General features: G+C 64.7%; 21 protein-coding genes. 15 read left to right on the top strand and 6 right to left on the bottom strand.

Annotation, left to right across the window (positions count from 1 at the left end):
• Position 1: 1 nt before the first annotated feature.
• The gene (locus HTIA_RS05675) at positions 2–1,180 is read right to left on the bottom strand and encodes an aspartate kinase (RefSeq protein ID WP_008528385.1); all 1,179 of its coding nucleotides are present in this window, start codon (positions 1,178–1,180) and stop codon (positions 2–4) included.
• A gap of 216 nt (positions 1,181–1,396) precedes the next feature.
• Here HTIA_RS05675 and HTIA_RS05680 point away from each other — a divergent pair, with 216 nt between their 5' ends.
• Positions 1,397–3,172 (top strand): ABC transporter substrate-binding protein, encoded by a 1,776-nt coding sequence (locus tag HTIA_RS05680; protein ID WP_008528386.1) that lies wholly within the window; start codon positions 1,397–1,399, stop codon positions 3,170–3,172.
• Positions 3,169–4,032 (top strand): phosphatase PAP2 family protein, encoded by an 864-nt coding sequence (locus tag HTIA_RS05685; RefSeq protein WP_008528387.1) that lies wholly within the window; start codon positions 3,169–3,171, stop codon positions 4,030–4,032. Before HTIA_RS05680 ends, HTIA_RS05685 begins: the two co-directional genes overlap by 4 nt.
• A 229-nt stretch (positions 4,033–4,261) precedes the next feature.
• On the opposite strand, the gene HTIA_RS05690 is transcribed toward HTIA_RS05685, so the two are convergent.
• Positions 4,262–5,302 carry a radical SAM protein gene (locus HTIA_RS05690; protein WP_021029544.1) on the bottom strand — a complete coding sequence of 347 codons (1,041 nt, stop codon included), beginning with the start codon at positions 5,300–5,302 and terminating at the stop codon, positions 4,262–4,264.
• 218 nt (positions 5,303–5,520) lie between these two features.
• On the opposite strand from HTIA_RS05690, the gene HTIA_RS16290 reads away from it, so the two are divergent.
• Positions 5,521–5,676, top strand: coding sequence for a rubrerythrin-like domain-containing protein (locus tag HTIA_RS16290; protein WP_008528389.1), 156 nt, complete (start codon positions 5,521–5,523; stop codon positions 5,674–5,676).
• Positions 5,677–5,696: 20 nt separating this feature from the next.
• Here the strand turns inward: HTIA_RS16290 and HTIA_RS05695 are convergent, their stop codons facing one another.
• Positions 5,697–6,731 carry a methyltransferase domain-containing protein gene (locus tag HTIA_RS05695; protein ID WP_008528390.1) on the bottom strand — a complete coding sequence of 345 codons (1,035 nt, stop codon included), beginning with the start codon at positions 6,729–6,731 and terminating at the stop codon, positions 5,697–5,699.
• Positions 6,732–6,960: 229 nt separating this feature from the next.
• Here HTIA_RS05695 and HTIA_RS05700 point away from each other — a divergent pair, with 229 nt between their 5' ends.
• The 3 genes from HTIA_RS05700 to HTIA_RS05710 all read left to right on the top strand — a co-directional run bounded on the left by HTIA_RS05700 (position 6,961) and on the right by HTIA_RS05710 (position 9,079).
• On the top strand, positions 6,961–7,521 hold the full coding sequence (locus HTIA_RS05700) for a TATA-box-binding protein (RefSeq protein ID WP_008528391.1): 561 nt from the start codon (positions 6,961–6,963) through the stop codon (positions 7,519–7,521).
• A 79-nt stretch (positions 7,522–7,600) separates the two neighbouring features.
• On the top strand, positions 7,601–8,005 hold the full coding sequence (locus HTIA_RS05705) for a DUF7473 family protein (RefSeq protein WP_008528392.1): 405 nt from the start codon (positions 7,601–7,603) through the stop codon (positions 8,003–8,005).
• A gap of 162 nt (positions 8,006–8,167) precedes the next feature.
• Positions 8,168–9,079, top strand: coding sequence for an NAD(P)/FAD-dependent oxidoreductase (locus HTIA_RS05710; RefSeq protein ID WP_008528393.1), 912 nt, complete (start codon positions 8,168–8,170; stop codon positions 9,077–9,079).
• Between the two features lie 42 nt (positions 9,080–9,121).
• Here HTIA_RS05710 and HTIA_RS05715 read toward each other — a convergent pair whose 3' ends face one another.
• The gene (locus HTIA_RS05715) at positions 9,122–9,664 is read right to left on the bottom strand and encodes a hypothetical protein (protein WP_008528394.1); all 543 of its coding nucleotides are present in this window, start codon (positions 9,662–9,664) and stop codon (positions 9,122–9,124) included.
• Positions 9,665–9,792: 128 nt separating this feature from the next.
• On the opposite strand from HTIA_RS05715, the gene HTIA_RS05720 reads away from it, so the two are divergent.
• From HTIA_RS05720 to HTIA_RS05755, 8 genes are all read left to right on the top strand, one after another.
• A complete protein-coding gene (locus HTIA_RS05720) occupies positions 9,793–10,203 on the top strand; it encodes a MarR family winged helix-turn-helix transcriptional regulator (protein WP_008528396.1) in 411 nt (136 codons plus the stop codon).
• 107 nt (positions 10,204–10,310) lie between these two features.
• Positions 10,311–11,267, top strand: a complete 957-nt coding sequence (locus tag HTIA_RS05725; protein ID WP_008528397.1) for a succinylglutamate desuccinylase/aspartoacylase family protein — start codon at positions 10,311–10,313, stop codon at positions 11,265–11,267.
• A gap of 83 nt (positions 11,268–11,350) precedes the next feature.
• The gene (locus HTIA_RS05730) at positions 11,351–12,841 is read left to right on the top strand and encodes an outer membrane protein assembly factor BamB family protein (protein ID WP_008528398.1); all 1,491 of its coding nucleotides are present in this window, start codon (positions 11,351–11,353) and stop codon (positions 12,839–12,841) included.
• Between the two features lie 103 nt (positions 12,842–12,944).
• Positions 12,945–13,250, top strand: a complete 306-nt coding sequence (locus HTIA_RS05735; protein WP_008528399.1) for a putative quinol monooxygenase — start codon at positions 12,945–12,947, stop codon at positions 13,248–13,250.
• 22 nt (positions 13,251–13,272) lie between these two features.
• A complete protein-coding gene (locus tag HTIA_RS05740; RefSeq protein WP_008528400.1) occupies positions 13,273–14,334 on the top strand; it encodes a pyridoxal-phosphate dependent enzyme in 1,062 nt (353 codons plus the stop codon).
• Between the two features lie 87 nt (positions 14,335–14,421).
• The gene (locus HTIA_RS05745; protein ID WP_008528401.1) at positions 14,422–15,819 is read left to right on the top strand and encodes a signal recognition particle protein Srp54; all 1,398 of its coding nucleotides are present in this window, start codon (positions 14,422–14,424) and stop codon (positions 15,817–15,819) included.
• Between the two features lie 106 nt (positions 15,820–15,925).
• A complete protein-coding gene (locus HTIA_RS05750; RefSeq protein ID WP_008528402.1) occupies positions 15,926–17,845 on the top strand; it encodes an ABC transporter ATP-binding protein in 1,920 nt (639 codons plus the stop codon).
• Between the two features lie 31 nt (positions 17,846–17,876).
• Entirely contained in the window at positions 17,877–18,056 is a 180-nt protein-coding gene (locus HTIA_RS05755; RefSeq protein WP_008528403.1) for a hypothetical protein, read from the top strand.
• A 41-nt stretch (positions 18,057–18,097) separates the two neighbouring features.
• Here HTIA_RS05755 and pheA read toward each other — a convergent pair whose 3' ends face one another.
• Positions 18,098–18,904 carry a prephenate dehydratase gene (pheA, locus tag HTIA_RS05760; protein WP_008528405.1) on the bottom strand — a complete coding sequence of 269 codons (807 nt, stop codon included), beginning with the start codon at positions 18,902–18,904 and terminating at the stop codon, positions 18,098–18,100.
• Between the two features lie 116 nt (positions 18,905–19,020).
• On the opposite strand from pheA, the gene HTIA_RS05765 reads away from it, so the two are divergent.
• Positions 19,021–20,469, top strand: coding sequence for a protein kinase (locus tag HTIA_RS05765; protein WP_008528406.1), 1,449 nt, complete (start codon positions 19,021–19,023; stop codon positions 20,467–20,469).
• A gap of 339 nt (positions 20,470–20,808) precedes the next feature.
• Here the strand turns inward: HTIA_RS05765 and HTIA_RS15760 are convergent, their stop codons facing one another.
• Positions 20,809–21,084 carry a ribbon-helix-helix domain-containing protein gene (locus HTIA_RS15760; protein ID WP_079980334.1) on the bottom strand — a complete coding sequence of 92 codons (276 nt, stop codon included), beginning with the start codon at positions 21,082–21,084 and terminating at the stop codon, positions 20,809–20,811.
• Positions 21,085–21,192 lie beyond the last annotated feature (108 nt).

Below are 21,192 nucleotides of genomic sequence, written 5' to 3' on the forward strand. Positions count from 1 at the left end.
CTCAGAGTGCGTCCTGGACGAGTCCGAGGGCCTGTTCGCGGTCTTCCCAGGGGACGAAGACGGCGATCGACGTCGCGCTGGTGATGACGTCGAGTAAGTTGATGTGGGCCTCCGAGACCGGGTCGATGACCTGCTTGATCGCGCCCGGCTGGTCGGGCAGTTCCCCGCCCGTGACCCGGATGACGGCGACGTCCTGGATGACGGTGATGCTCGAGAGGACGTCGTCGTCGACGACTTCCTCGTGGAGAATCGTCTCGGCGGTCTCTGCCACCTCGGTGTCGAGGTAGAACGTGATCGAGTCCATCCCGCTGGAGACGGCCTCGACGTTGATGTCCTCGGCGGCGAGGGCGTTCGAGAGCTGTGCGAGGATGCCCGACTGGTTGCGGATCGCCCGGCCAGCGACGGTCAGACAGCACAGCCGGTTCTCCTGGAGGTCGATGAGCTTCTGGAACTCGCCCTCGATGGAGGTCCCGCCCTTCAGCAGGTCGTCGTGCTGGTAGTGGACGACGCGGACGTCCATGTTGGTGTCTTTATACGAGAGTGCGCTCGGCGCGATGACCTCAGCGCCGCGAAAGGAGAGGTTCCGGAGTTCGTCGACGGAGATCTCCCCGACGTTGCGGGCCCCCTCGACGACTCGCGGGTCACCGGTCATGACGCCCTCGACGTCGGTGACGATGACGACCTCGTCGGCGTCCATGTACTTGCCAAGCATCACGGCGCTCGTGTCACTGCCACCCCGACCCAGCGTAGTGACGTTCCCGCTGTGGTCTTCGGCCAGGAAGCCGGTCATGACGGGGACAACGTCCTGGAGTTGGCCGGCCAGCGCGTGGGCGCGCTTGGTGGTCTCCCCGACGTCGACCTCGCCGTACTCGTCGGTGATGATCGGCCACTCTTCGCTGCCGGGTTCGAGGAAGTCGGCACTGATGCCGCGGGCCGACAGCGCCCCCTTGAGCATCCGGACGGAGGTCCGCTCGCCCATGCTGACGATCTCGGCCTGATCGGCCTCGTCGGCCTCGAACTCGATCTCCTCGAGGAGATAGTCCGTCGTCGATCCCATCGCGCTGGCGATGACAGCGACCTCGTGACCCTGTTCGACGACGGCCGCGATCGAGTCGGCCGCCCGCTCGATGCGATCGCCGCTGCCCAGACTCGTCCCGCCGAACTTGACTACGACGCGCATACGATCACCGCCCCTGTGAGAGTGTGACTCATCGTGGCTCGTCATTAGCCCCCTGTCGAATAACTGCTTTCATTCGTCTCGACTGGAAGCGCCAGCGAGACCGGGTAACGCCGAATCGGGGATCACCCGAAAACAGCGCAAAAGCAACCCGGAGACACAACACCAAACCGCCGCAATTATGTGCGAAAACAGCGAACTGAACCCACTACCCCGCGCATGACAGCACCGGACTCGGTCCCTACCCTCTCCCGTCGCAAGTTGCTCGGCGGCGTCAGTGCTGGTCTGGCCGCCGGCAGCGCCGGCTGTCTTCAGTACGCTCGGAGCCTGGCCAACCGTGAGTCCCCCGAACAGGTGTCGGTGACGATCAAGACGGTCCCCGCGGACGACGACGAGGCCGCGGTCCAGATCGCGCGGACCCTCCAGAAGAACATGACTGCGGTCGGCATCGACGCCGATATCGAACTCGTAGAGATCACGAGACTGTTCCGGGACGTCCTCTTGAACCAGGCCTTCGACGTCTACGTCGGGCAGTTTCCGCCGTATCACGACCCCGACTTCCTGCGATCCGCGCTCCACTCGACGTTCGTCACCGAGCAGGGGTGGCAAAATCCCTTCGGGGTCTCGGATCTCGGGCTCGACGAGCAGTTGACCGCCCAGCGAACGACCGCCGGGGCCGACCGACAGCGCACCGTCGCCGACGTCGCCAACTCCGTCGCGGAGATACAGCCGTTCGCGACGGTGTGTTTCCCCGAGGAGATCACAGTCGCCCGGACTGACCGCTTCGGGAACTGGGATGGAGGCCGGTTCGCAAAGCCGATCAGTTACCTGACGCTCGACCAAGCCGAAAGCGGGCCCGACGACGCGACCACGCTGGGACTCGTGCTGACGGACGACCGGATCACGAAGAATCTCAACCCGATCGCCGTCGAGTACCGGCGGCCGAACCCGCTGACTGACCTGCTGTACGATCCACTCATGCGCCGCGAAGACGGCGATGTCCGTCCGTGGCTGGCGGGGGACGTGACGTGGCGACGGACCGAGGCGACTGGCGTGACGGCGACGGTCGAACTCCGTGAGGAGACGTCCTTCCACGACGGAGAAGCCCTGACGGCGGCAGACGTCGTCTTCACGTATCGATTTCTCGACGATACGAGCCTGGGGACGGGGGACATGCACGTCCCGTCACCCACGTTTCGGGGCCGGACATCGCTGGTCGAGTCGATCGAACGGCTCGACGATCGGACGGTCCAGATCGGATTCGGCGAGACCACCGAGGAGGTCGCCGTGCGTGCGTTGACGGTACCGATCTTGCCCGCCCACGTCTGGGAGGCGAAGACGGGCAGCGCCAACCTCGCCGGGATCGACATCTCGGAGGGTGTGACCCAGGCACTGGTGTGGGCCAACACCGACCCGGTCGGGAGTGGTCCGTTTCGCCTCGAGTCCAGGACGCCCGCGGAACGACTCGTCCTCTCGCGCTTCGACGATCACCCCCTGATCGGTACCGGTCCGGAACAGTTCGACGTGCCCTTCGAACGCATCGCCGTTCAGGTCGCCCCGTCGGACGGAGCGGCCGCCTCGCTCGTCACCGAGGGAACGGTGGACGCGACGGGCGACCCCGTCCATCCGAAGGTACTCGAAAACGTGACGGGCGAGGAACCGATCGAGCGGTTCGTCGCCGACTCGCGGGCGTTCTATCACGTCGGGTTCAACGCGCGACGCGAGCCCTTCGGGAACGTCCGCTTCCGGCAGGCCCTCGCCCGACTGCTCGATTCCGAACACGTCGCCGAGACGGTCTTCGACGGCTACGCCGCCCCCGCCGCGACGCCGCTTGCCGGCACCTCCTGGGAACCCCCGGAGTTCCGCTGGGACGGGACGGACCCGGTCGTCCCGTTCGCCGGCACGGACGGGGACCTCGACGCCCCGACAGCCAGAGCGACATTCCGTGAGGCGGGGTACGCCTACGACAGTGACGAGGGGCGATTGCTCAAATGACGGTGCCACTCGCCCTCCTGGCGATGATCGTGACCGTCACAGTCGTGCTGACGTGTGTCACCGCTGCGTTCGTCGTCGAATGGCGACTGATCGCGCGACTCCGAACGGAGTATCGCTCGACGATCCGGACGGCGATCCCGTCGCTGTCCGTCCTCGCGGGGGTACTCGCGATCAACAGCGTCGTCCGAGACGTCGGGGTCGAACTCTCCTGGCTCATCGGCTGGAACATCACGGGCGAGATCTACGCGGTCGAGGGCAACCTCGTCCCGGCGATCCAGTCGCTTGCCCATCCGTGGCTGACGACGTACTTCTCGCTCACCTACGTCTACGGCTACGTCTTCCTTTTGGTGTTCCCGCTCGTGGCCTATCTCGTCCTCGAGAACATGGAGTGGTTCCGGACGGCCGCGACGGCCTACGCGCTCAACTACGCCATCGGGCTGGGGCTGTACCTCGTCTTCATCGCCTACGGCCCGCGAAACCTGCTGCCGGACCTCACGGAGCCACTGCTGTACACGAACTGGCCGAGTTCGCAGTTCCTGGTCAGCGAGGTCAACGCCAACACGAACGTCTTCCCGTCGTTACACACGTCGCTGTCGGCGACGGTGATCGTCCTGGCCTATCGGACACGAGACGTCTACCCGCGGTGGCTCCCGATCGCAACACTCGTCGGCGGAAGCGTCATGCTCTCGACGATGTACCTGGCGATCCACTGGGGGACCGACGTCGTCGCGGGCGTCGCCCTCGGCGTCGGGAGCGTCTGGCTCGCGCGTCGACTCCTCGAGTCGGCGGCCGTCGAAACGCTCGCCGATTTCGGTCGCGGATCGCTTCGGACGCTCCGCCGCGAGATATCGAATCGGTGAGGAGAAGCTGTCGAGTCAGTGCCGACCGGACCGCAGCAGCCCCCAAAATCCGTCAAAACCGGATCTCACTCCACAGCGACCGAATCGGCTGACTCGACTTCGACGGCTGTCCCTTCGGGCAACGGCGTCCGTTCGACCACCGTCCCAGTCCCACCTTTTCCTCCTCGGGTAGCCGCGCTTCGCTTGGCTACCTCTCGTCGTAAAAGCTGGGCCAAAACTACCACGGATCTCACGCCGTTCGATCCGGGCGAACCGCCTCACTTCGCTCGGCGGAGACTTCCGGAAGTGGGGTCCGCTCGACCACCGTCCCGTCCACGGTGGGATACTGCTCGACGACTTCGCCCTCCTCGAGATCGCCCTCCTGGATCATCTCCTCTAAGAGCCACCACGCGAGTTCGACGTGCTTGGACTTCTCGACGTAGTACTCCTCGGGGACGCCCAACTCTTCGAGTCGCTCGGCGTCGACCCAGGTCTTGCCGTAGACCAGCGTTCCGTCGTCGGTCGTTTCGTCGAAGGGTCGGCGGACATTCCTGGCCATGCGCTTGAGGCGATTGCGGTGCTGGGCGGCGTCTTTGAACACCGACGTACAGAAGTAGACTTTCGGGTGTTTGGCCATCGAGTCGAGCACGTCGTGACTCCCCTCGACGGCGCTCATGTGGCCGTCCTTCAGGTCGAAGCCCTCCTGTTGCATCCGACGGTAGTTGCCGTCGCTCATCTCGAACTCGTTGACGTTGACGAACTCGGCGGCCCCTTCCTCGACGAACGTGATAAACTCGTCTTCCGGTCGGATGCCGGGGATCTCGAACGCCGGCGTGAGCCCCTCCTCGCGGGCGATGTAAAGGATGTCCTCCCACTCGGTGCCGTGGAGGTCACCCCACATGTCCAGGGGCGGGTGGAACCGAATTTCGTCGAGGCCGGCCTCGGCGAGCCGTCGCATGTTCTCGCGCCCGCCGGTGATGCCCGTGTACAGGTGGATGTGGTGGTCCTCGCCGAACTCGTCTTTGAGCAGGGAGATGTACCGCGTCGTGCGGTCCATGACCTCCTGGGGTTCGCCGCCAGTCAGCGACGACCCCATCGCGTCCATGCGTTTTGCTTCCTCGATGATGTCCTGGTCGTCCTCGACTTTCCGCTCGTTGGCGTAGACGTCGGTGACGTTCTTGCGGTTCTCGCCGAGCGGACAGTAAAAACAGTCACGCTGGTCGCAGTAGCCATACACGAAGATGACCATCTTCCCGCCCTTGGCGCACTGCTCGCAGCCCTCTGAAATCATTGCGTGGAGACGTATACCCGACTCACGACTAAAAGCCGTGCGGCTCACGCAAACCCGGCCGCTTGCCAACCAGAGACACGAGCCTCCCACGGTTCGTCGAGATGGGGACGCGTGAGCAGCACGAATCTAGCCGATGACTCCCTTTCCCCGTGTGATTATATGTCACTATATTCTCCGTACGATTAATACTTAACAATAGCGACCCCATGTACAGGAGTATGCCACACTCCCAGGACGTCGAGAACGACACCGCGAACGTGACCTCGAAGTTCGAATGTATGGGCTGTGGGCGGATCGTCGAGGCCGAGACCCACCCCGGCCAGTGCTCGGAGTGCGGTGGAGAGTTCCAAAACCGAGCGAAGTCCCTCGAGTAGATTCGAACGAGGACTTCGAGTTAGCGCCGACGATCGAGCACGTGGATGAATCGATCGAGCGAGCGGTGGACGCGGCGCTTGAACTGTGCCGAGACGGTCCAGCCAGCCTCGCGGGCGACCCCAGCCCAGGGGCGATCCCCCACGACGACCGCCCGCGGTGCCACCCGGCGGGCTTCCGCAAGCGCGTCTCGTAGGAGCGCGGCCAGCGAGTCCGCCGACACCTTCGTCTGTCGACCGTACGGTGCGTCGACGACGACGGCGTCGAACGCGTCGGCTTCGAGCGGAAGCCGTCTGGCGTCGCCCCGGCAGACATCGAAGGCATCAGCGCGAGCGGCAGCCAGATTCTCGCGCGTCCCCCGAACCATCTTCGCTAAGGCATCGACGCCGACGACTGCCGAGCCGACGCGACTTGCTTCTAACAGGAGACCACCAGTCCCACACATCGGATCGAGGACGCGTGCGTCGGGACGCGCTCCGGCAACGTTGACCAGCGCACGCGCGAGACTCGGGTCCATGCTCCCCGGCTGGAAGAACGGGCGATCGGTGGGCGCTCGATCGGTGAAGTCACGCTCGGGTTCGACCGCGAGCCAGCCGAGCGCGCAGATACCCTCCTCGCCGGCATCGGGCGCGAGTTCGATCCCGTCGCCGTCCCACTCAGTCGTGGATGGCGGGCCGGCGAAGACCGCACGGAGTTCGTGATCGGGATCGTCCAGGTCGACTGTGAACCCCCGATCGACGAGAACTGATCCGAGCGCGCGCTCGACGGCCTGCGTGCTCACGCCAGTCGCGCCGCGAATATCCCGCGCCCGCACGGCGACCGACCCCGAGCGGTCGAAGCTGGCAGCCTCGAGTAGTGCGCGGGCGCTGTCGAGATCCGGGGCGGCCGTGCCGAGCAGTTCACTCACTCGGTGAGTCAGCGCCAGCTGTGACACCCGGTCTGTGATACCCCGAGCGGTCGCGACACCCCCGCCGCGGACGGTGACCCGACTGGCCGCACTCGCGGCCTCGTAGGCGGCGAAGGCGTCGTCGGTGCCGGCGAGTTCCAGCAGGAACACGCCTCTGCAAAGCAAGGCTCGACGCTTGGTTCTGGCGATCGGACGGCGAAGACGAGTCGATCGCAGTGACCCAGGGACAGTTGCCGGGACGACTGTGCGTCCACGGTCGGACGGCTCACCGAACCCCCCGCGTTCACCCCTGAAACCGTCCATACCTCGAATACAGGGGTGCTTATAAACGTTAAATACCAACCTTTATAAACCTTAAATACGACTTATAGTTCGAGTCATGGTTGACCCCAAGGAAACAATCAACATCGAAAACGTCGTCGCCTCGACCGGCATCGGCCAGGAGCTCGATCTCCAGAGCGTGGCGATGGACCTCGAAGGGGCCGATTACGATCCCGAGCAGTTCCCCGGCCTCGTCTATCGGACCCAGGAACCCAAGTCGGCGGCACTGATCTTCCGGTCGGGCAAGATCGTCTGCACCGGCGCAAAGAGCACCGACGACGTCCACGAGAGTCTCCAGATTGTCTTCGGGAAGCTCCGGGACCTGAACATCCAGGTCGACGAGGACCCCGAGATCGTCGTCCAGAACATCGTGACCTCCGCGGACCTCGGTCGGAATCTCAACCTGAACGCGATCGCGATCGGACTGGGTCTGGAGAACATCGAGTACGAACCCGAGCAGTTCCCCGGCCTCGTCTACCGGCTGGACGATCCCGACGTCGTCGCGCTGCTGTTTGGCTCCGGAAAACTCGTCATCACCGGCGGCAAGGAACCCGACGACGCCAAGAAGGCCGTCGACAAGATCGTCTCCCGGCTCGAGGAACTCGGCCTGCTCGAATAACAACCCACAAACGACTGCGACCGGAATCGCGAGTATGTCGCCGCTATCTCCGTCTTTCTCTCTAGGGCTCGACGCGCCAGTGGCGTCACTCACGACGGTCCCACTTCAGCGTGGCTTACCCGGCGGGAGCCTCCTCGCGCTCGTCGTGACGTTTCTGGGCGTCTGGGTGTTCTACGCCGTGACGCTCCACCTCGCGGCGACTTTCTTCATCGGCGAGGTCCGCTCCCAGCGGGCCGCCTACGCCGGTGTCGTCCCGGCGATCGTCTCCTTGCTGCTCCAGCGCTACGGCGTGGCGAGCGTCGGGATCGTGTCCCCCGGGTTGGGCGTCGGAATCGTCGTCGTCGCGACAGTTCTGGCCGACGCCGCCGCGATCGCCCGGGTTTATGATCTCCCGCGCCGGGCGACCGTTGCGCTGACGCTTCTGCACCTCGCCTTCGCAACGGCCCTCGGGATCGCGCTGGCGAACCTCTTTGGCATGCTCTAAACCGAAACGCGTCGGGTACTGTCTTGCAATATTGTTCCAGAACTGTTTGCCGAGATCGACAGTCACAGCCCGCCCAAACATGACTATTCATGCAGAATTCAGCAGTTTCCCTGTCCCGAAGCGAGTCGTTTATACGCGACGGTATTGTACTATAGACACACAATGGCTGACGTAGCGATCATCGGCGGCGGACCGGCCGGGTTGGCCGCAGCCGTCTATACGGCACGCGCAGATCAGGAGACGCTCGTCTTCGATGCGGGCGGCGGCACGACCAGAGACGTCGACTGGATGGAGAACGTCTATGGGTTCCCGGAGGGCGCGAGCGGCCCCGAACTCGTCGACGTGGGCCAGGAACAGGCGACCAAATTCGGCGCGGAGATCGTCGAGGAAGAGGTCGTCCAAGTCGGCGAGGAGGGCAACGGCTACCGCATCGAGACCGAGGTCGACGAGTACGCTGTCAAGGGCGTTATCCTCGCGACCGGCGCGTCCTACGAGACGCCGGCGATCCCTCACGTCGACGACTACGAGGGCGGCGGCGTCTCCTACTGTGTCGAGTGTGACGCCTTCTTCTACCGCGACAAACCGGTCGCGGTCGTCGGCGCGGGCAACTACGCCGCAAAGGAGGCGATGATGCTGCTGGATTACACCGACGACGTCCGCGTGCTCACCAACGGCAACGACCTCGAGGTGGACGACGCGCTGCTCGACCAGCTCGAGGGCGAGGACATTCCGGTCATCGAGGAGCCGGTCGATCACATCGTCGGCGAGGAGGTCGTCGAGGGCGTCGAACTCGACTCCGGCGAACAACTCGACGTCGAAGGCGTCTTCATCGCGCTCGGCGCAGCGGGCGGGACCGACATCGCCGACATGCTGGGCATTCCACGGGACGGCTCGTACCTCGACGTCGACGAAGACCAGTACACGGGCGTCGACCGCGTCTACGCTGCCGGCGACCTGACCGGCGGGCAACGCCAGGTCAACGTCTCCGTCGGCGAGGGGACGACCGCGGCGATCAACCTCCTGGAGGACTTCCGCGGCGGCGAGTACATCGACTACAAGAAGATCGAAGCCTAGGGCGGACGATCAAGAGCGATCAGTCCGGGTGTGACTGCGATCTCAGGGCAGTGACTCCACAGCACTGAGAAGTTCGTCCTCAGTTCGCCAGCGGTACAGGCGTCCCTCACGTTCGAACAAGTCGAAGACGCCATCTTGCATCCAGCCGAACGGATGGTCTTCGTCTTCGTACTCGCGTTTGAGGACGTGACTCCTCGCGAAGTACTCTGTAGTGCCGACAAGCAGCCCCTGCTCGACGAGGAAATCACTGGGTTCCTTCTCGGCGACACCGACGAGATACGTCACGAGATCCGCGATCAGACAGAACTTCTGAATGCTGTTGTCCCACTCTCCCTGAACGTCGACCATCCGGAACGCGTAGGCATCGGTGCGTCGATTGAGGCGGTCGACGACCAGGTTGAGTCGCCGGATCTGCTCTCGATCGTAGTTCCCGAGGACGAAGTACGATCGGTCGTTCTCATAGACGGGCGTTAACTCGCTCAACGCGTGGAGAATCTCCTCGTTGTCGGAAAGCGAGAGTTCCTCCTCGTCAAGTTGCTCGCTCGCACTCCTGAGGACTTCCTCAGGGACAGGCGGCGCGTCCATGCGCCACATTTCAGACACGCTAAAATGTAGTTTACGAAATGGTTGACGAGCATCATTATAGTCCGCTTTACCCTAGGGTAGTTTACCAAAGAGTAAACTACTTGTCGCCGGAGCGCGAACAGTAACTCATGAGCACCGATCTGGAAACCATTGAGGGGACAGAAACACGCGAACTCGTCCACTTCGTCACCCAGCAGACGCGGTTCGCGCTCCTCAACAACATCCTTCAGCATCCCGAACAGCTCCCGTCGATGTACGAACTGGAGGAACTCAACCCCAGCGTGAGCGAGGCCACCGTCTACAAGCATGTCCAGAAGTTGATCGACGCCGGCATCGTCGAGGAAGTCGCCCTCGCGGACGACCGGCGACGGCAGGGCTACCCCTGGAAGTTCTACGGGCTGACCGAGGAGGGGCGGGCGTTCCTCGAATCCCACAATCTGCTCGCGGCCGAGGAGACGCTCCAGCGGATCTACGAGACGATCTCGGACAAACCCGAGAAGATGGTCAAATACGAGAACGCGCCGCGTCCTGAGTCATAGATGCCTGAGACGGCCGATCGAGGCTTCATTCTCCGAGCGGTCTCCAAAGCGTGCATCCCACGCCGGAGACAGCACACTAAAGGCCGTCCCCCTTCGCAGTACCCTCAATGACGAGTTTGGGCACGGCGAGCGCCGATCCCGGCGAGGTCGCCACCGGGCGACTGTACGTCGGCGAGACACGAGACGGGAGTCAGGTCGGCCTACCGGTGGCGGTCGTCAACGGAGCCATCGAGGGCAAGACGCTGTATCTGCAGGCCGCCAGTGACGGCGACGAACTCAACGGCGTCGGCGTGCTCCAGCGGCTGGTCCCGCGACTCGATCCGACTGAGATCAGTGGGACCATTCTGATCGTCGGGATCGTCAACTACCACGCCTTCCAGGTGGCCGAACACCGCAACCCGATCGACGACACGAAGATGAACCGGGCCTACCCCGGCGAGGAAGCGGGGACGACCAGCGAGCGCATCGCCGCAGCCACCTTCGAGGCCGCGATGCGGGCCGACCTCGTCGTCGACCTCCACCAGGGCTCGACCAGCCGGATGATCGACGAGACCCGGGTCCGGTGTGGCACCCGCCATCGCCTCCACGACGAGTGTCTCGAACTCGCGAAGGCCTTCGACTGCGGGACTGTCCTCGACAAAAAGGGACCCGACGGCCAGCTCGCCCGGGCCGCCCCCGACGAGGGCGTGCCGACGATCGACCCGGAACTCGGCGGTGCAGTCGGGTTCGACGAGGAGTCGATCACGATCGGCGTCACGGGCGTCCGGAACGTGCTCAGACACTACGACTTCCTCGAGGGCGAGGCCCCGATGGACCCCCAGACGCGGGCGAGTTCGTTCGACCAGTACGGCGCGCCGGCCGGCGGGCTCGTCGACTTCGAACCCGAGCTGGGCGAGCGGGTTGATCGGGGCGAGACGCTGTTCACTGTCACCGACGTCTTCGGGACGGTCAAAGAGCGGGTGACCGCCGACTCGACGGGCATCTTCTGGCGGACGCGCCGGCTCCCGCAGGTCGCGACCGGCGAATACGTCTGTTCTGTCGGTACCGACATCGACTCGTACTGACGTTCTTGGACGGTCTCAAATTGTGACGGTATCGTACCGGCAAAATGCCAAGGGTTATCTGTCATATACCAGTACGGTATGATGTGAACAGACGCGAATTGGTCCTCGCGAGTGCCGGAGCACTAACAACCTCGCTGGCCGGCTGTGGACAGCTTGACGGCGTCCTCGGCGGAGATTCCGTCGACGGACCGATGGTCGACAACTGGGGCACGTTCAGGGGCGATGTCGCTCGAACGGGCCGGATCGCTGCCGAGGACGGACCGGGCGAATCGGTGTCGGTCGCCTGGCAGGTGACGATCGAGGACGTTGTCGACGCATTCGAAGACGACAGTTCCTGGGACGAGGCGATACTCCAGAGTGATCACACGCAGCCGATCGTCGCCGACGACTACCTCATCCTGATGGTGCAGTACCAGCAATTGCGAGATCAAGACGTTGGAAGTCGACAGCTGCTCGCGATCGATCCGTCCGGCTCGATCGAGTGGACACGGGAGTTTCCGAGGGTAGCAGTCCTCGACGGACTCCGGTTTTTGATGCCGAAACTCGACGACGGGTTACTCTACCTGCCGAACCCGCCCGAAGACTACCTATCGAACGAAGGCGACGAAGACGGTGACTCGAACGGAACCCGGAAGACACTGGGCGTCACCGTGCTCGATCCGGAAACCGGTGACCTCGAGCGCGAACTCGATCTCGGATCGCCCTCGACGGGGAGTCTACTCGTCGAGGACGGAACGATCTTCGCGGCGACGTTCGATCCCGATCACTCCGGCGTGTCCGCGTTCGACGCCGAATCCGGCGCTGAGCAGTGGTCCGTCGATACGTATCCGTACCACGACTCGTCCGTGTTCGGTTCCCTCTTTGCGGACACCATCGTCTACGGCAGACGGACCGGAGACGAGGTCCCCACGGTGCTCGTCGCGCGGAATATCGAGGACGGGAGCCTCAGGTGGGAGACGACGCTCGATTTCTCGGATCCTTATTTCGAGTTCGCGGAGGCCCCACTCGATTTCGTGCCAGTGACGATCGTCGACGATATCTACACCACCGGCAGTGGGTTCTATAGTGGACGTCCGACGCCGCTCGTCGCGCTCGATACCGACGAGGGGACCGAACAGTATCGATATCGGCCACCGGGGATCGAGGGCGAGAACAACCCGCTGGCGGAGTCTTCCGAGATGAGCGGGCAAGACATAGACGAACTGCCGCCGGCCTCGGGCGTCTACGGAATGCCGCTCCCGATGGACGATCTCGTCGTCGCGACGGGATACGGCGCTATCGACGGCAACGACGACCCCGACGTCCGCTATTGCCTGGGGATCGAAGACGAATCGCTCGCCTGGTCGCTCGAAATTGAAGCAAATGATCTCGGTTCTCCCGTGGCCGCCGGTGACGTCATCTATCTCTCGACGGAAACAGGCGTGAAAGCCATCTCGACCGGCGGGGAACGCCTCGACTCGATCGAGTACGAAGACCACGAGAGCGTTACTGGGTCCGGAGGGACGTCAGTGCCGGCCATCGGGAACGGACTGCTGTACGTCCCGACCGAGACGGGTATCGCCGCGATCGAATAGCGACGACGGGCCAGGCACTCATCGGTACACAGTTGCGATCCGGAAGCGCCCCCACTTCGACAGGACTTTCATCGCGATGGGACGAACCACACGAGGAAGCCACATGATCGTACTCCACGCGTCGTTCCCGATCAAGCCCGAGAAACGCGAGCGAGCCATCGAACTCACCGACGACCTGGTCGCGGGTTCGAACCAGGAGGACGGTACCATCGAGTACCGCGCCACCGTCGACCTCCAGGAGGAGAACGTCATCCGGTTCATCGAGCGCTACGAGGACGCCGAAGCCCTGGAGACCCACGCCCAGACCGACCATTACCAGGCCTTCGGCGAGCACCTCCCGGACCTGCTGGACGGCGAGCCAGAAGTGCTTCGATTCGACGTCGAGTCGATGGAAGAACTCGAACTCTGAGAGCACCCACTCTGAATACCCAATGCAACGCGTCTGCACTGACTGCGGAGGGACCTACCCGAGCGACGGCCCCTGGCGGTGTGCGTGCGGGAGTCCCCTCGACCTGCAGGGACTCCCCGAATTGCCCGCGGAACCGCCGGCACTCGACCGGGACGCCGGACTCTGGGCTTGCGAGGACTTCCTCCCCGTCGAGCCCCATGTGACGCTCGGCGAAGGGTGGACGCCGCTGATCGATGCCAAGGAAGACGGCGTTACGTACAAACTCGAACACCTGTTTCCGACGGGGAGCTTCAAGGATCGCGGCGCGGCGGTCGTGATCTCTCACGCCCTCGAGCGCGGGGCCGACCGGGTGCTCGAAGATTCCTCGGGCAACGCGGGGCTGGCGATCGCGACCTACGCTGCCTGTACCGGCATCGACGCCGAGATCTTCGTCCCTGCCGACGCCAAGCCGGGGAAACTTCGGGCGATCGAACGGACGGGAGCCGCCCTGCGGCAGGTCGACGGTGACCGTGAAGCTGTGACCCAGGCCTGCACCGAGGTGGTCGAGGCCGGCGAGGGCTACTACGCCAGCCACGCCTGGGAGCCCCTGTTTCTGGCCGGGACGGCGACGTTCGCACTGGAGGTCGCGGCTCAGCGCGACTGGGAAGCCCCTGACGCCGTGGTGACGCCGCTCGGTCACGGGACGCTGTTCCTGGGGGCTGCCTGGGGATTCGACCGCCTCCAGCGTGCGGGATGGATCGACGACGTTCCCCGACTCTTCGGCGTCCAGGCGAGTGGCGTCGCACCGATCGCTGCCGCCCGCGGGAACGACCGCGACGCCGGCCGGAACGACCTCGCCGACGGCATTCAGATCGCCGAGCCGGTCCGGCGAGAGGGGATCCTCGACGCAATCGAGAGGAGTGACGGCGACGCGATCGCCGTCACGGCCGGAGAGACCGAGCAGGCCCACGATCGACTCGCCGCGCGTGGGCTGGCCGTCGAGCCCACCAGCGCGACGGCGGTCGCCGGGCTGAACCGGCTTCGCGAGCGGGGCGTGGTCGACGAGAGTGACGAGGTCGTCGTCCCACTCACCGGACAGAATTGAGCGCGGGCGGCGTCAGCGAAATCGAACGGCAGCCCGAGCACGGCCGACAAAAAGGCTTTACCGCCGTCATCGCCTATCAGTCCGTAAATGGTACTCGACGATCTGGGATCGTCTCTACGGGGGGCCCTCGACGGCCTCCGGGGGAAGTCCCGCATCAGTGAGGAGGACGTCCAGGCGGTCGTCAAGGAGATCCAGCGATCGCTGCTCCAGGCCGACGTCGACGTCGATCTGGTGATGGACCTCTCCGACAGCATCGAGACCCGGGCCTTAGAGGAGGAGCCGCCGGCCGGCACCTCCGCGCGGGACTGGGTGCTGCGCATCGTCTACGAGGAACTCGTCGAGCTGGTCGGCGAGTCGACCGAACTCCCCCTGGAACCCCAGACGATCGTGCTGGCGGGCCTCCAGGGATCGGGGAAGACCACCTCCGCGGCGAAGATCGCGTGGTGGTTCTCGAAGAAGGGGCTCCGGCCGGCGGTCATCCAGACCGACACCTGGCGACCCGGAGCGTACGAACAGGCCGAGGAGATGGCCGAGCGAGCGGAAGTCGACTTCTACGGCGATCCCGACGAGGACGACGCCGTCAAGATCGCCCGAGAGGGGCTCGAAGCGACCGCGGACGCCGACGTCCAGATCGTCGACACCGCCGGTCGACACGCCCTCGAGGACGGGCTGATCGACGAACTCGAAGACATCGAATCGGTCGCCGATCCCGACCACAACCTGCTGGTGCTCGACGCCGCGATCGGTCAGGAGGCCAAAGAGCAGGCCAGCCGCTTCGAGGGCGCGGTCGGCATCGACGGCGTCGTGATCACCAAACTCGACGGGACGGCGAAGGGTGGCGGCGCACTCGCGGCCGTCAACGAGACCGACTCCACCATCGCGTTCCTCGGCACCGGCGAGACGGTCAAGGACGTCGAGCGCTTCGAGCCCTCGGGGTTCATCTCCCGGCTGCTCGGGATGGGCGACCTCAAGCAACTCACTGAGCGCGTCGAGCGCGCCATGGAGGAGACCCAGGAGGAAGAAGGTGACTGGGGCCCGGAGGACATGCTCGATGGCGAGTTCACCCTCAAGGACATGCGCAAGCAGATGGAGGCGATGAACAAGATGGGCCCCCTCGACCAGGTCATGGACATGATCCCCGGCCTCGGCGGCGGGATGATGGATCAGCTCCCCGACGACGCCATGGACGTCACCCAGGAGCGCATGCGCGACTTCGAGGTCATCATGGACTCGATGACCGACGACGAACTCGAGAACCCCCGCCAGATCGGTCGCAGCCGAACCGAACGCATCGCCCGTGGCTCGGGCAAACCCGAGGAGCGGATCCGGGAACTCTTAGAACAGCACAAGATGATGGACCGCACCCTCAACCAGTTCCAGGGCATGGGCGACGCCGACATGGAGCGTATGATGAAGCAGATGGATCAAGGCGACATGGGGGACATGGGAGATATGGGCGGCATGGGCGGCGGCAACCCGTTCTGAGCGTCGCTGTTGACGGGTCGTTCCCCGCCCCTGATCGAAGCACGGAAGTAATTCATCACCATTTATTCGATGGTCTTTTCTCCGGGCAAGCCTTCGAGCCAGGCGAATGAGCATCGATCTCGACGACGACGAGGTGTTCGAGGACGTCCGCGACCGTGCGGATCGCCCGATGCGCCGGCTGTTTGCCGAATACGGGGGCCGATATTCGTTCCCGTTCGTAATCGGATTCGTCAGTAGCGTCGCCGCCCGGATCCTCGACCTCCTCCCGCCCCTCCTGCTGGCCGTTGCGATCGACGCCATCTTCGGCGAGCAGCAGTACACCCTCTGGCTGGTTCCCCAGTCACTGATCCCCGAGGCCCAGGGCGCACAACTCTGGCTGACTGTCGGTATCATCGCCGCCGCGTTCCTGATCGGGGCCGCCTTCCACTGGACGCGCAACTGGGGCTGGAACACCTTCGCCCAGAACATCCAGCACGACGTCCGGACGGACACCTACGACAAGATGCAGCGCCTGAACATGGACTTCTTCGCCGACAAGCAGACCGGCGAACTCATGTCGATTCTCTCGAACGACGTCAACCGATTGGAGCGGTTCCTCAACGAGGGGATGAACGCCTTCTTTCGGCTGTCGATCATGGTGCTCGGCATTTCGGTCATCCTCTTCACGATGAACTGGAAGCTCGCGCTGATCGCGCTGGTTCCCGTCCCCGTGATCGCCTTCTTCACGAAGAAGTTCATCGAGACCATCCAGCCGAAGTACGCCGACGTCCGCTCCTCGGTCGGTCAGCTCAACTCCCGGCTGGAGAACAACCTCGGCGGCATCCAGGTGATCAAGGCCGCAAACACCGAGACCTTCGAGTCCGACCGCGTCGACGACGTCTCCGAGGACTACTTCGACGCCAACTGGGACGCCATCGACACCCGGATCAAGTTCTTCCCCGGCCTCCGGCTGATCGCCGGGTTCGGGTTCGTCCTGACGTTCATCGTCGGTGGGCTGTGGGTGATCGGGGAACCACTTGGCCCGCTCTCGGGCTCGCTCCGTCCCGGCCAGTTCGTCGCGTTCATCCTCTACACCCAGCGGTTCATCTGGCCGATGGCCCAGTTCGGGCAGATCATCAACATGTACCAGCGGGCCCACGCCTCCAGCGAACGCATCTTCGGGCTGATGGACACGCCCAGCCGGATCGTCGAGGACCCCGACGCCGAGCCTCTCGAGGTCACCGAGGGCCACGTCGAATTCGACGACGTCTCCTTTGGCTACGACGACGAGGAAACCATCGTCGAGGACATCGCCTTCGACGTCGAGGGCGGCGACACCGTCGCCCTGGTCGGCCCGACGGGGGCCGGCAAGTCCACCGTGATGAAGCTCCTGCTGCGGATGTACGACGTCGACGAGGGGGCGATTACAATCGACGGGACGGACCTCCGGGACGCCACGATCCCGAGCCTCCGACAGACCCTGGGATACGTCAGCCAGGAGACGTTCCTGTTCTATGGGACCGTCCGTGAGAACATCGAGTACGGCACGTTCGACGCCCAGAAGGAACAAGTAGTCGAGGCGGCGAAGATGGCCGAAGCCCACCGCTTCATCCAGAACCTTCCCGACGGCTACGACACGAAAGTCGGCGAGCGCGGCGTGAAACTGTCGGGTGGCCAGCGCCAGCGCATCGCCCTCGCCCGGGCCATCCTCAAGGATCCCGAGATCCTCGTCCTTGACGAGGCGACCTCCGACGTCGACACCGAGACGGAGATGCTGATCCAGCGCTCGCTCGACAAACTGACCGAAGACCGGACGACCTTCGCGATCGCCCACCGACTCTCGACGATCAAGGACGCCGAGCACATCGTCGTCATCGAGGACGGCCGGATCGTCGAACGCGGCACCCACGAGGACCTGCTCGTCGAGGACGGGCTTTACGCCAAGCTCTGGGCCGTCCAGGCCGGCGAGATCGACGAGCTCCCCCAGGAGTTCATCGAGCGGGCCGCCGAACGCCGCGCTCAGACGGAGTCGGAAGCCGACGACTGAACAGATCGCAGCGAGAACACAACTCCCAACGATGACCGAACATGCTATCGACCACCTCCGACAGCTCGATCACTGGGCCTTCCTCGTCGCGCTCGCGCTGGCGGCGATCGACGCCGTCCGGACGCGCCGTCGCCGTCCTGCAGTCGTGACCGGTTTTCTCACCGTTGCGCTGGTCTACGACGCCTACGAGTTCATGCAAAAAGACGGCTGAAACGCCGACGAGGACAGCGTGGGAACTCGAATGCAAAGCCGCTACTCGACGACGTGGCGCGTATCGTAGGAGCCGAGTCGTTTGATCCAGCCATCGCTGGCCAGTGCCTCGATGTCGTCGAGGGCGTCCTGGAGGCGCTGTTCGTAGAGGCCGGCCTCGACGTCGATGTGGAAGACGTAATCCCCGAGTCGTTCACCGCTTGGCCGCGATTCCAGTCGCGAGAGGTTGACGTCCCGGTCGGCGAACGGTTCGAGGAGTTCGAGCAGGAGGCCGGGATAGTCGACGTTCGGGTAGACGATCAGTGACGTGTTCCCGCCCTCGATCGAGCGCTCCTCCGGGCCCGCGATGGCGAAGAAGCGCGTCGCGTTCGAGGACCGGTCCTGGATGTCCTCGGCGAGGACGGACAGTTCTTCGCCCGCGTTGTCCGGATGGGCGATAGCAGCGACCGTGGCGTCTTCACGAGCACGTTCGACGCCGCGGGCCGTGCTCGCGACGGCCTCTAACTCGGCGTCGGGATAGTGGTCTTCGAGGTAGCTCCGACACTGGGCCAGCGCCTGGGCGTGGCTCGCGACGAGGTCGAACGCCTCGTCCTGGGCGATGAGGCCGTGCCGGACCGGCGTGATGATCTCCGCGACGACGGCGACATCGGAATCCGCCAGCGCGTCCAGCGATTCGGTGACGCTGCCCTCGATGCTGTTCTCGATGGGGATGACCCCGCGCTCGTACTCGCCGTCGGCGACCGCCTCGACGATTGCCGTGACGGACTCGGTGAACTCAACAGATTCCGAGAGTGCTGAGGCGGCCCGGTGAGAGTAGGTGCCCGACGGGCCGAGCGTGATCGTTCGCATACAGGTCGATTCGGCGCAGTGGCTCAAAAACGCCCCGGTCACGCCAGGACCACCGAGGGGCGTGTGACGACCGTCTGACTGAGGTTCTTGGTGACTGGGACAGATAGCTTTCCCCAATGGGAACCGAGACCGGCAGCGGGGACGAGGCCACCCGTCGTGCGGCCGAGCCCGATCCGGCGGACGTCCTCTCGCTGGTCCTCCCGTCGGTACTCGACGGCCTGGCCGCCGAGGCCCGCCGGGCGCGCGTCAGCGCCGCCTGGACGGCCTGCCGGCTGGCCGACGAACGCCCCGACCTCGGGGCCGAACTCGCCACCCGTCTCGTTCGATCCGCCGGGGAGGCCAACCGGGAAGCCCTGGTCCGGACGCTCGCGAGCCTCCACGAGCGCCACCCCGAGCAGGTGGGGGACGCCCTCCGCGCGTTCGACGGCACGGTCGTCCGGGCCGTCCGGAAAGCCGGCAGCTGGGACTTCGACGCGGAGTTGCGTGCCGACGGCGGGGCGACGACGGCCTCCGGGAGCCAACAGATCGTCGAGACGTCCCAGCAGGGCGTCTCCGTCTACCAACGATCGCTGCCCGACGAGCCGGTCGAACCCGAACCACCGGACCGGATCGTCGACGATGACGTCGAATCGGAATCCGAACCGTCGCCGGACGTCGACGGGAGCGTCCCCGACGAACCGGGGACGCCGGAGCACGTCGAGGAGCGACGCCGGCGCATCCAGGCCGCCGAGAACTCGGAGGCTTTCGCCGCCGTCCAGCTGGTGAGCGCCTTCGACGAGATCAGCGTGATCGACCCACCCGAGCGCGGTCGCTACGGCCACATCCTGCCCTCACGGGCACGCATGGACCAGGCCGAGTACGGCGTCGACCTCCTGTTTTTCGACGAACCCGGCGAGGACGCTCGTGAGTTCGGGTCGGCCGTCCACGAGCGCCTCCACCAGTGGTACTGCGCCGACGAGGCGACGGGGATCGTCGCCGTCGCGGACTACGGCGACCACCCCCGGCCGTGGGTCGCGACGCCGCGGGCCGAACACACACTCGCCGATCGGCGACCCGCCGACCTCGACGTGGCGCTGCGGGACGCCCGGGACCTCGCCGCCGGCCTCGCGGCCGTCAACGAACGCGGGCTTGTCCACGGCGGGATCGACCCCCACGACGTGGTCTACCCCTCGGTCGGCTTCAAGGAAAATCCCGCGCCCAGCCTCGCCAACCTCGGCGTCATGACCGTCTTCCGGCGGCACTTCCAGCCCGCCGAGTACGTCGACCCCCGCTACGCCGCTCCGGAGTACTTCGACGACCGCTACGGCTCAGTCGACCACGCGACCGACGTGTATCACTTCGGGACCGTCCTGTTCCGGCTCCTCACCGGCGAGGCTCCGTACCGCGGCGACTACGACGACGTCCGGGCGGCCATCCTCGCCGAGGAGACACCCGTCCCCAGCGACGTCCGCCCGGATGTGCCCGAGCCCGTCGACGAGATCGTCGCCAAAGCGATGGCCCCCCGAAAGCTGACCCGTTTCGAGACGGCAGCCCAGCTGCATCGACAGCTCGATCAACTCGTTTGAGTGGGATTGGACGGTCGATGAGATCGTCGGGTAGGTGCGTCACGTTGTCAGCGGCCGGAAACGTTCTAATCGTCGCCTGGCTTGTAGGCCCCGCCACGCCGTTCGATCGTGTAGATGTCGAGAACCTGCTCGTCGTGGTCACACTCGGCACCGAGCCGAAATTGGCCGATCCGGAGCTTCGAATGTGGTGCCCCGGTCAGCGGTTCGAGGTAGTCGTCGGGCTCGCGCCACCGATCGGTGACGATGTCGTCGAGCTTGTCTGTGATCCGCGATCGTGCGTGTTCGTCGAGATCGTCGTACGTCCGCTTGGCTGGTGCTCGAAGCTGTCACGTCCACTCTTCACTCATCGTCGTTCAGCAACTCGTCGCGGGAGAACGTCTCGCTGTCGCCCGTGCGGCGTGCGTGCTCGACCGCCGCGATCTCCTTCCAGCTCTCGCGGGTAAGTCCCGGATGCCGGACGGCATCGCGAAGGGTTTCCCGAATGAACTCGCTTCGGCTATTGTACCCCTCCTCGCCCCACGTCGCGTCGATATCTTCGAGTAACGTCTCCGTGAGACGGACGTTGATATTCGTCTTCTCCGGCCCACCACCGCTATTTGTATCTGCATCAGATATACAAGCGTGTTACGTTCAGGGCCGAATAAGTGTTCGGGGTCAACGGCTGTCCTCTCGGGGAATGGACGAGTCCCTCGATATTTCGATCGAAACTCGCCTGAACGAGTC

The organism is Halorhabdus tiamatea SARL4B (genome assembly GCF_000470655.1).
In the GTDB taxonomy this organism is placed as follows: domain Archaea; phylum Halobacteriota; class Halobacteria; order Halobacteriales; family Haloarculaceae; genus Halorhabdus; species Halorhabdus tiamatea.

Excerpts from the sequence above, each read along its gene's own strand:
- HTIA_RS05700 (WP_008528391.1), top strand. The coding sequence starts at position 6,961 with ATGGTTGACCCCAAGGAAACAATCAACATCGAAAACGTCGTCGCCTCG.
- HTIA_RS05675 (WP_008528385.1), bottom strand. The coding sequence starts at position 1,180 with ATGCGCGTCGTAGTCAAGTTCGGCGGGACGAGTCTGGGCAGCGGCGAT.
- HTIA_RS05690 (WP_021029544.1), bottom strand. The coding sequence starts at position 5,302 with ATGATTTCAGAGGGCTGCGAGCAGTGCGCCAAGGGCGGGAAGATGGTC.
- pheA (WP_008528405.1), bottom strand. The coding sequence starts at position 18,904 with ATGCGAACGATCACGCTCGGCCCGTCGGGCACCTACTCTCACCGGGCC.
- HTIA_RS05750 (WP_008528402.1), top strand. The coding sequence starts at position 15,926 with ATGAGCATCGATCTCGACGACGACGAGGTGTTCGAGGACGTCCGCGAC.
- HTIA_RS16290 (WP_008528389.1), top strand. The coding sequence starts at position 5,521 with ATGCCACACTCCCAGGACGTCGAGAACGACACCGCGAACGTGACCTCG.
- HTIA_RS05740 (WP_008528400.1), top strand. The coding sequence starts at position 13,273 with ATGCAACGCGTCTGCACTGACTGCGGAGGGACCTACCCGAGCGACGGC.
- HTIA_RS05685 (WP_008528387.1), top strand. The coding sequence starts at position 3,169 with ATGACGGTGCCACTCGCCCTCCTGGCGATGATCGTGACCGTCACAGTC.
- HTIA_RS05715 (WP_008528394.1), bottom strand. The coding sequence starts at position 9,664 with ATGGACGCGCCGCCTGTCCCTGAGGAAGTCCTCAGGAGTGCGAGCGAG.
- HTIA_RS05765 (WP_008528406.1), top strand. The coding sequence starts at position 19,021 with ATGGGAACCGAGACCGGCAGCGGGGACGAGGCCACCCGTCGTGCGGCC.
- HTIA_RS05720 (WP_008528396.1), top strand. The coding sequence starts at position 9,793 with ATGAGCACCGATCTGGAAACCATTGAGGGGACAGAAACACGCGAACTC.
- HTIA_RS05735 (WP_008528399.1), top strand. The coding sequence starts at position 12,945 with ATGATCGTACTCCACGCGTCGTTCCCGATCAAGCCCGAGAAACGCGAG.
- HTIA_RS05725 (WP_008528397.1), top strand. The coding sequence starts at position 10,311 with ATGACGAGTTTGGGCACGGCGAGCGCCGATCCCGGCGAGGTCGCCACC.
- HTIA_RS05710 (WP_008528393.1), top strand. The coding sequence starts at position 8,168 with ATGGCTGACGTAGCGATCATCGGCGGCGGACCGGCCGGGTTGGCCGCA.
- HTIA_RS05745 (WP_008528401.1), top strand. The coding sequence starts at position 14,422 with ATGGTACTCGACGATCTGGGATCGTCTCTACGGGGGGCCCTCGACGGC.
- HTIA_RS05680 (WP_008528386.1), top strand. The coding sequence starts at position 1,397 with ATGACAGCACCGGACTCGGTCCCTACCCTCTCCCGTCGCAAGTTGCTC.
- HTIA_RS05755 (WP_008528403.1), top strand. The coding sequence starts at position 17,877 with ATGACCGAACATGCTATCGACCACCTCCGACAGCTCGATCACTGGGCC.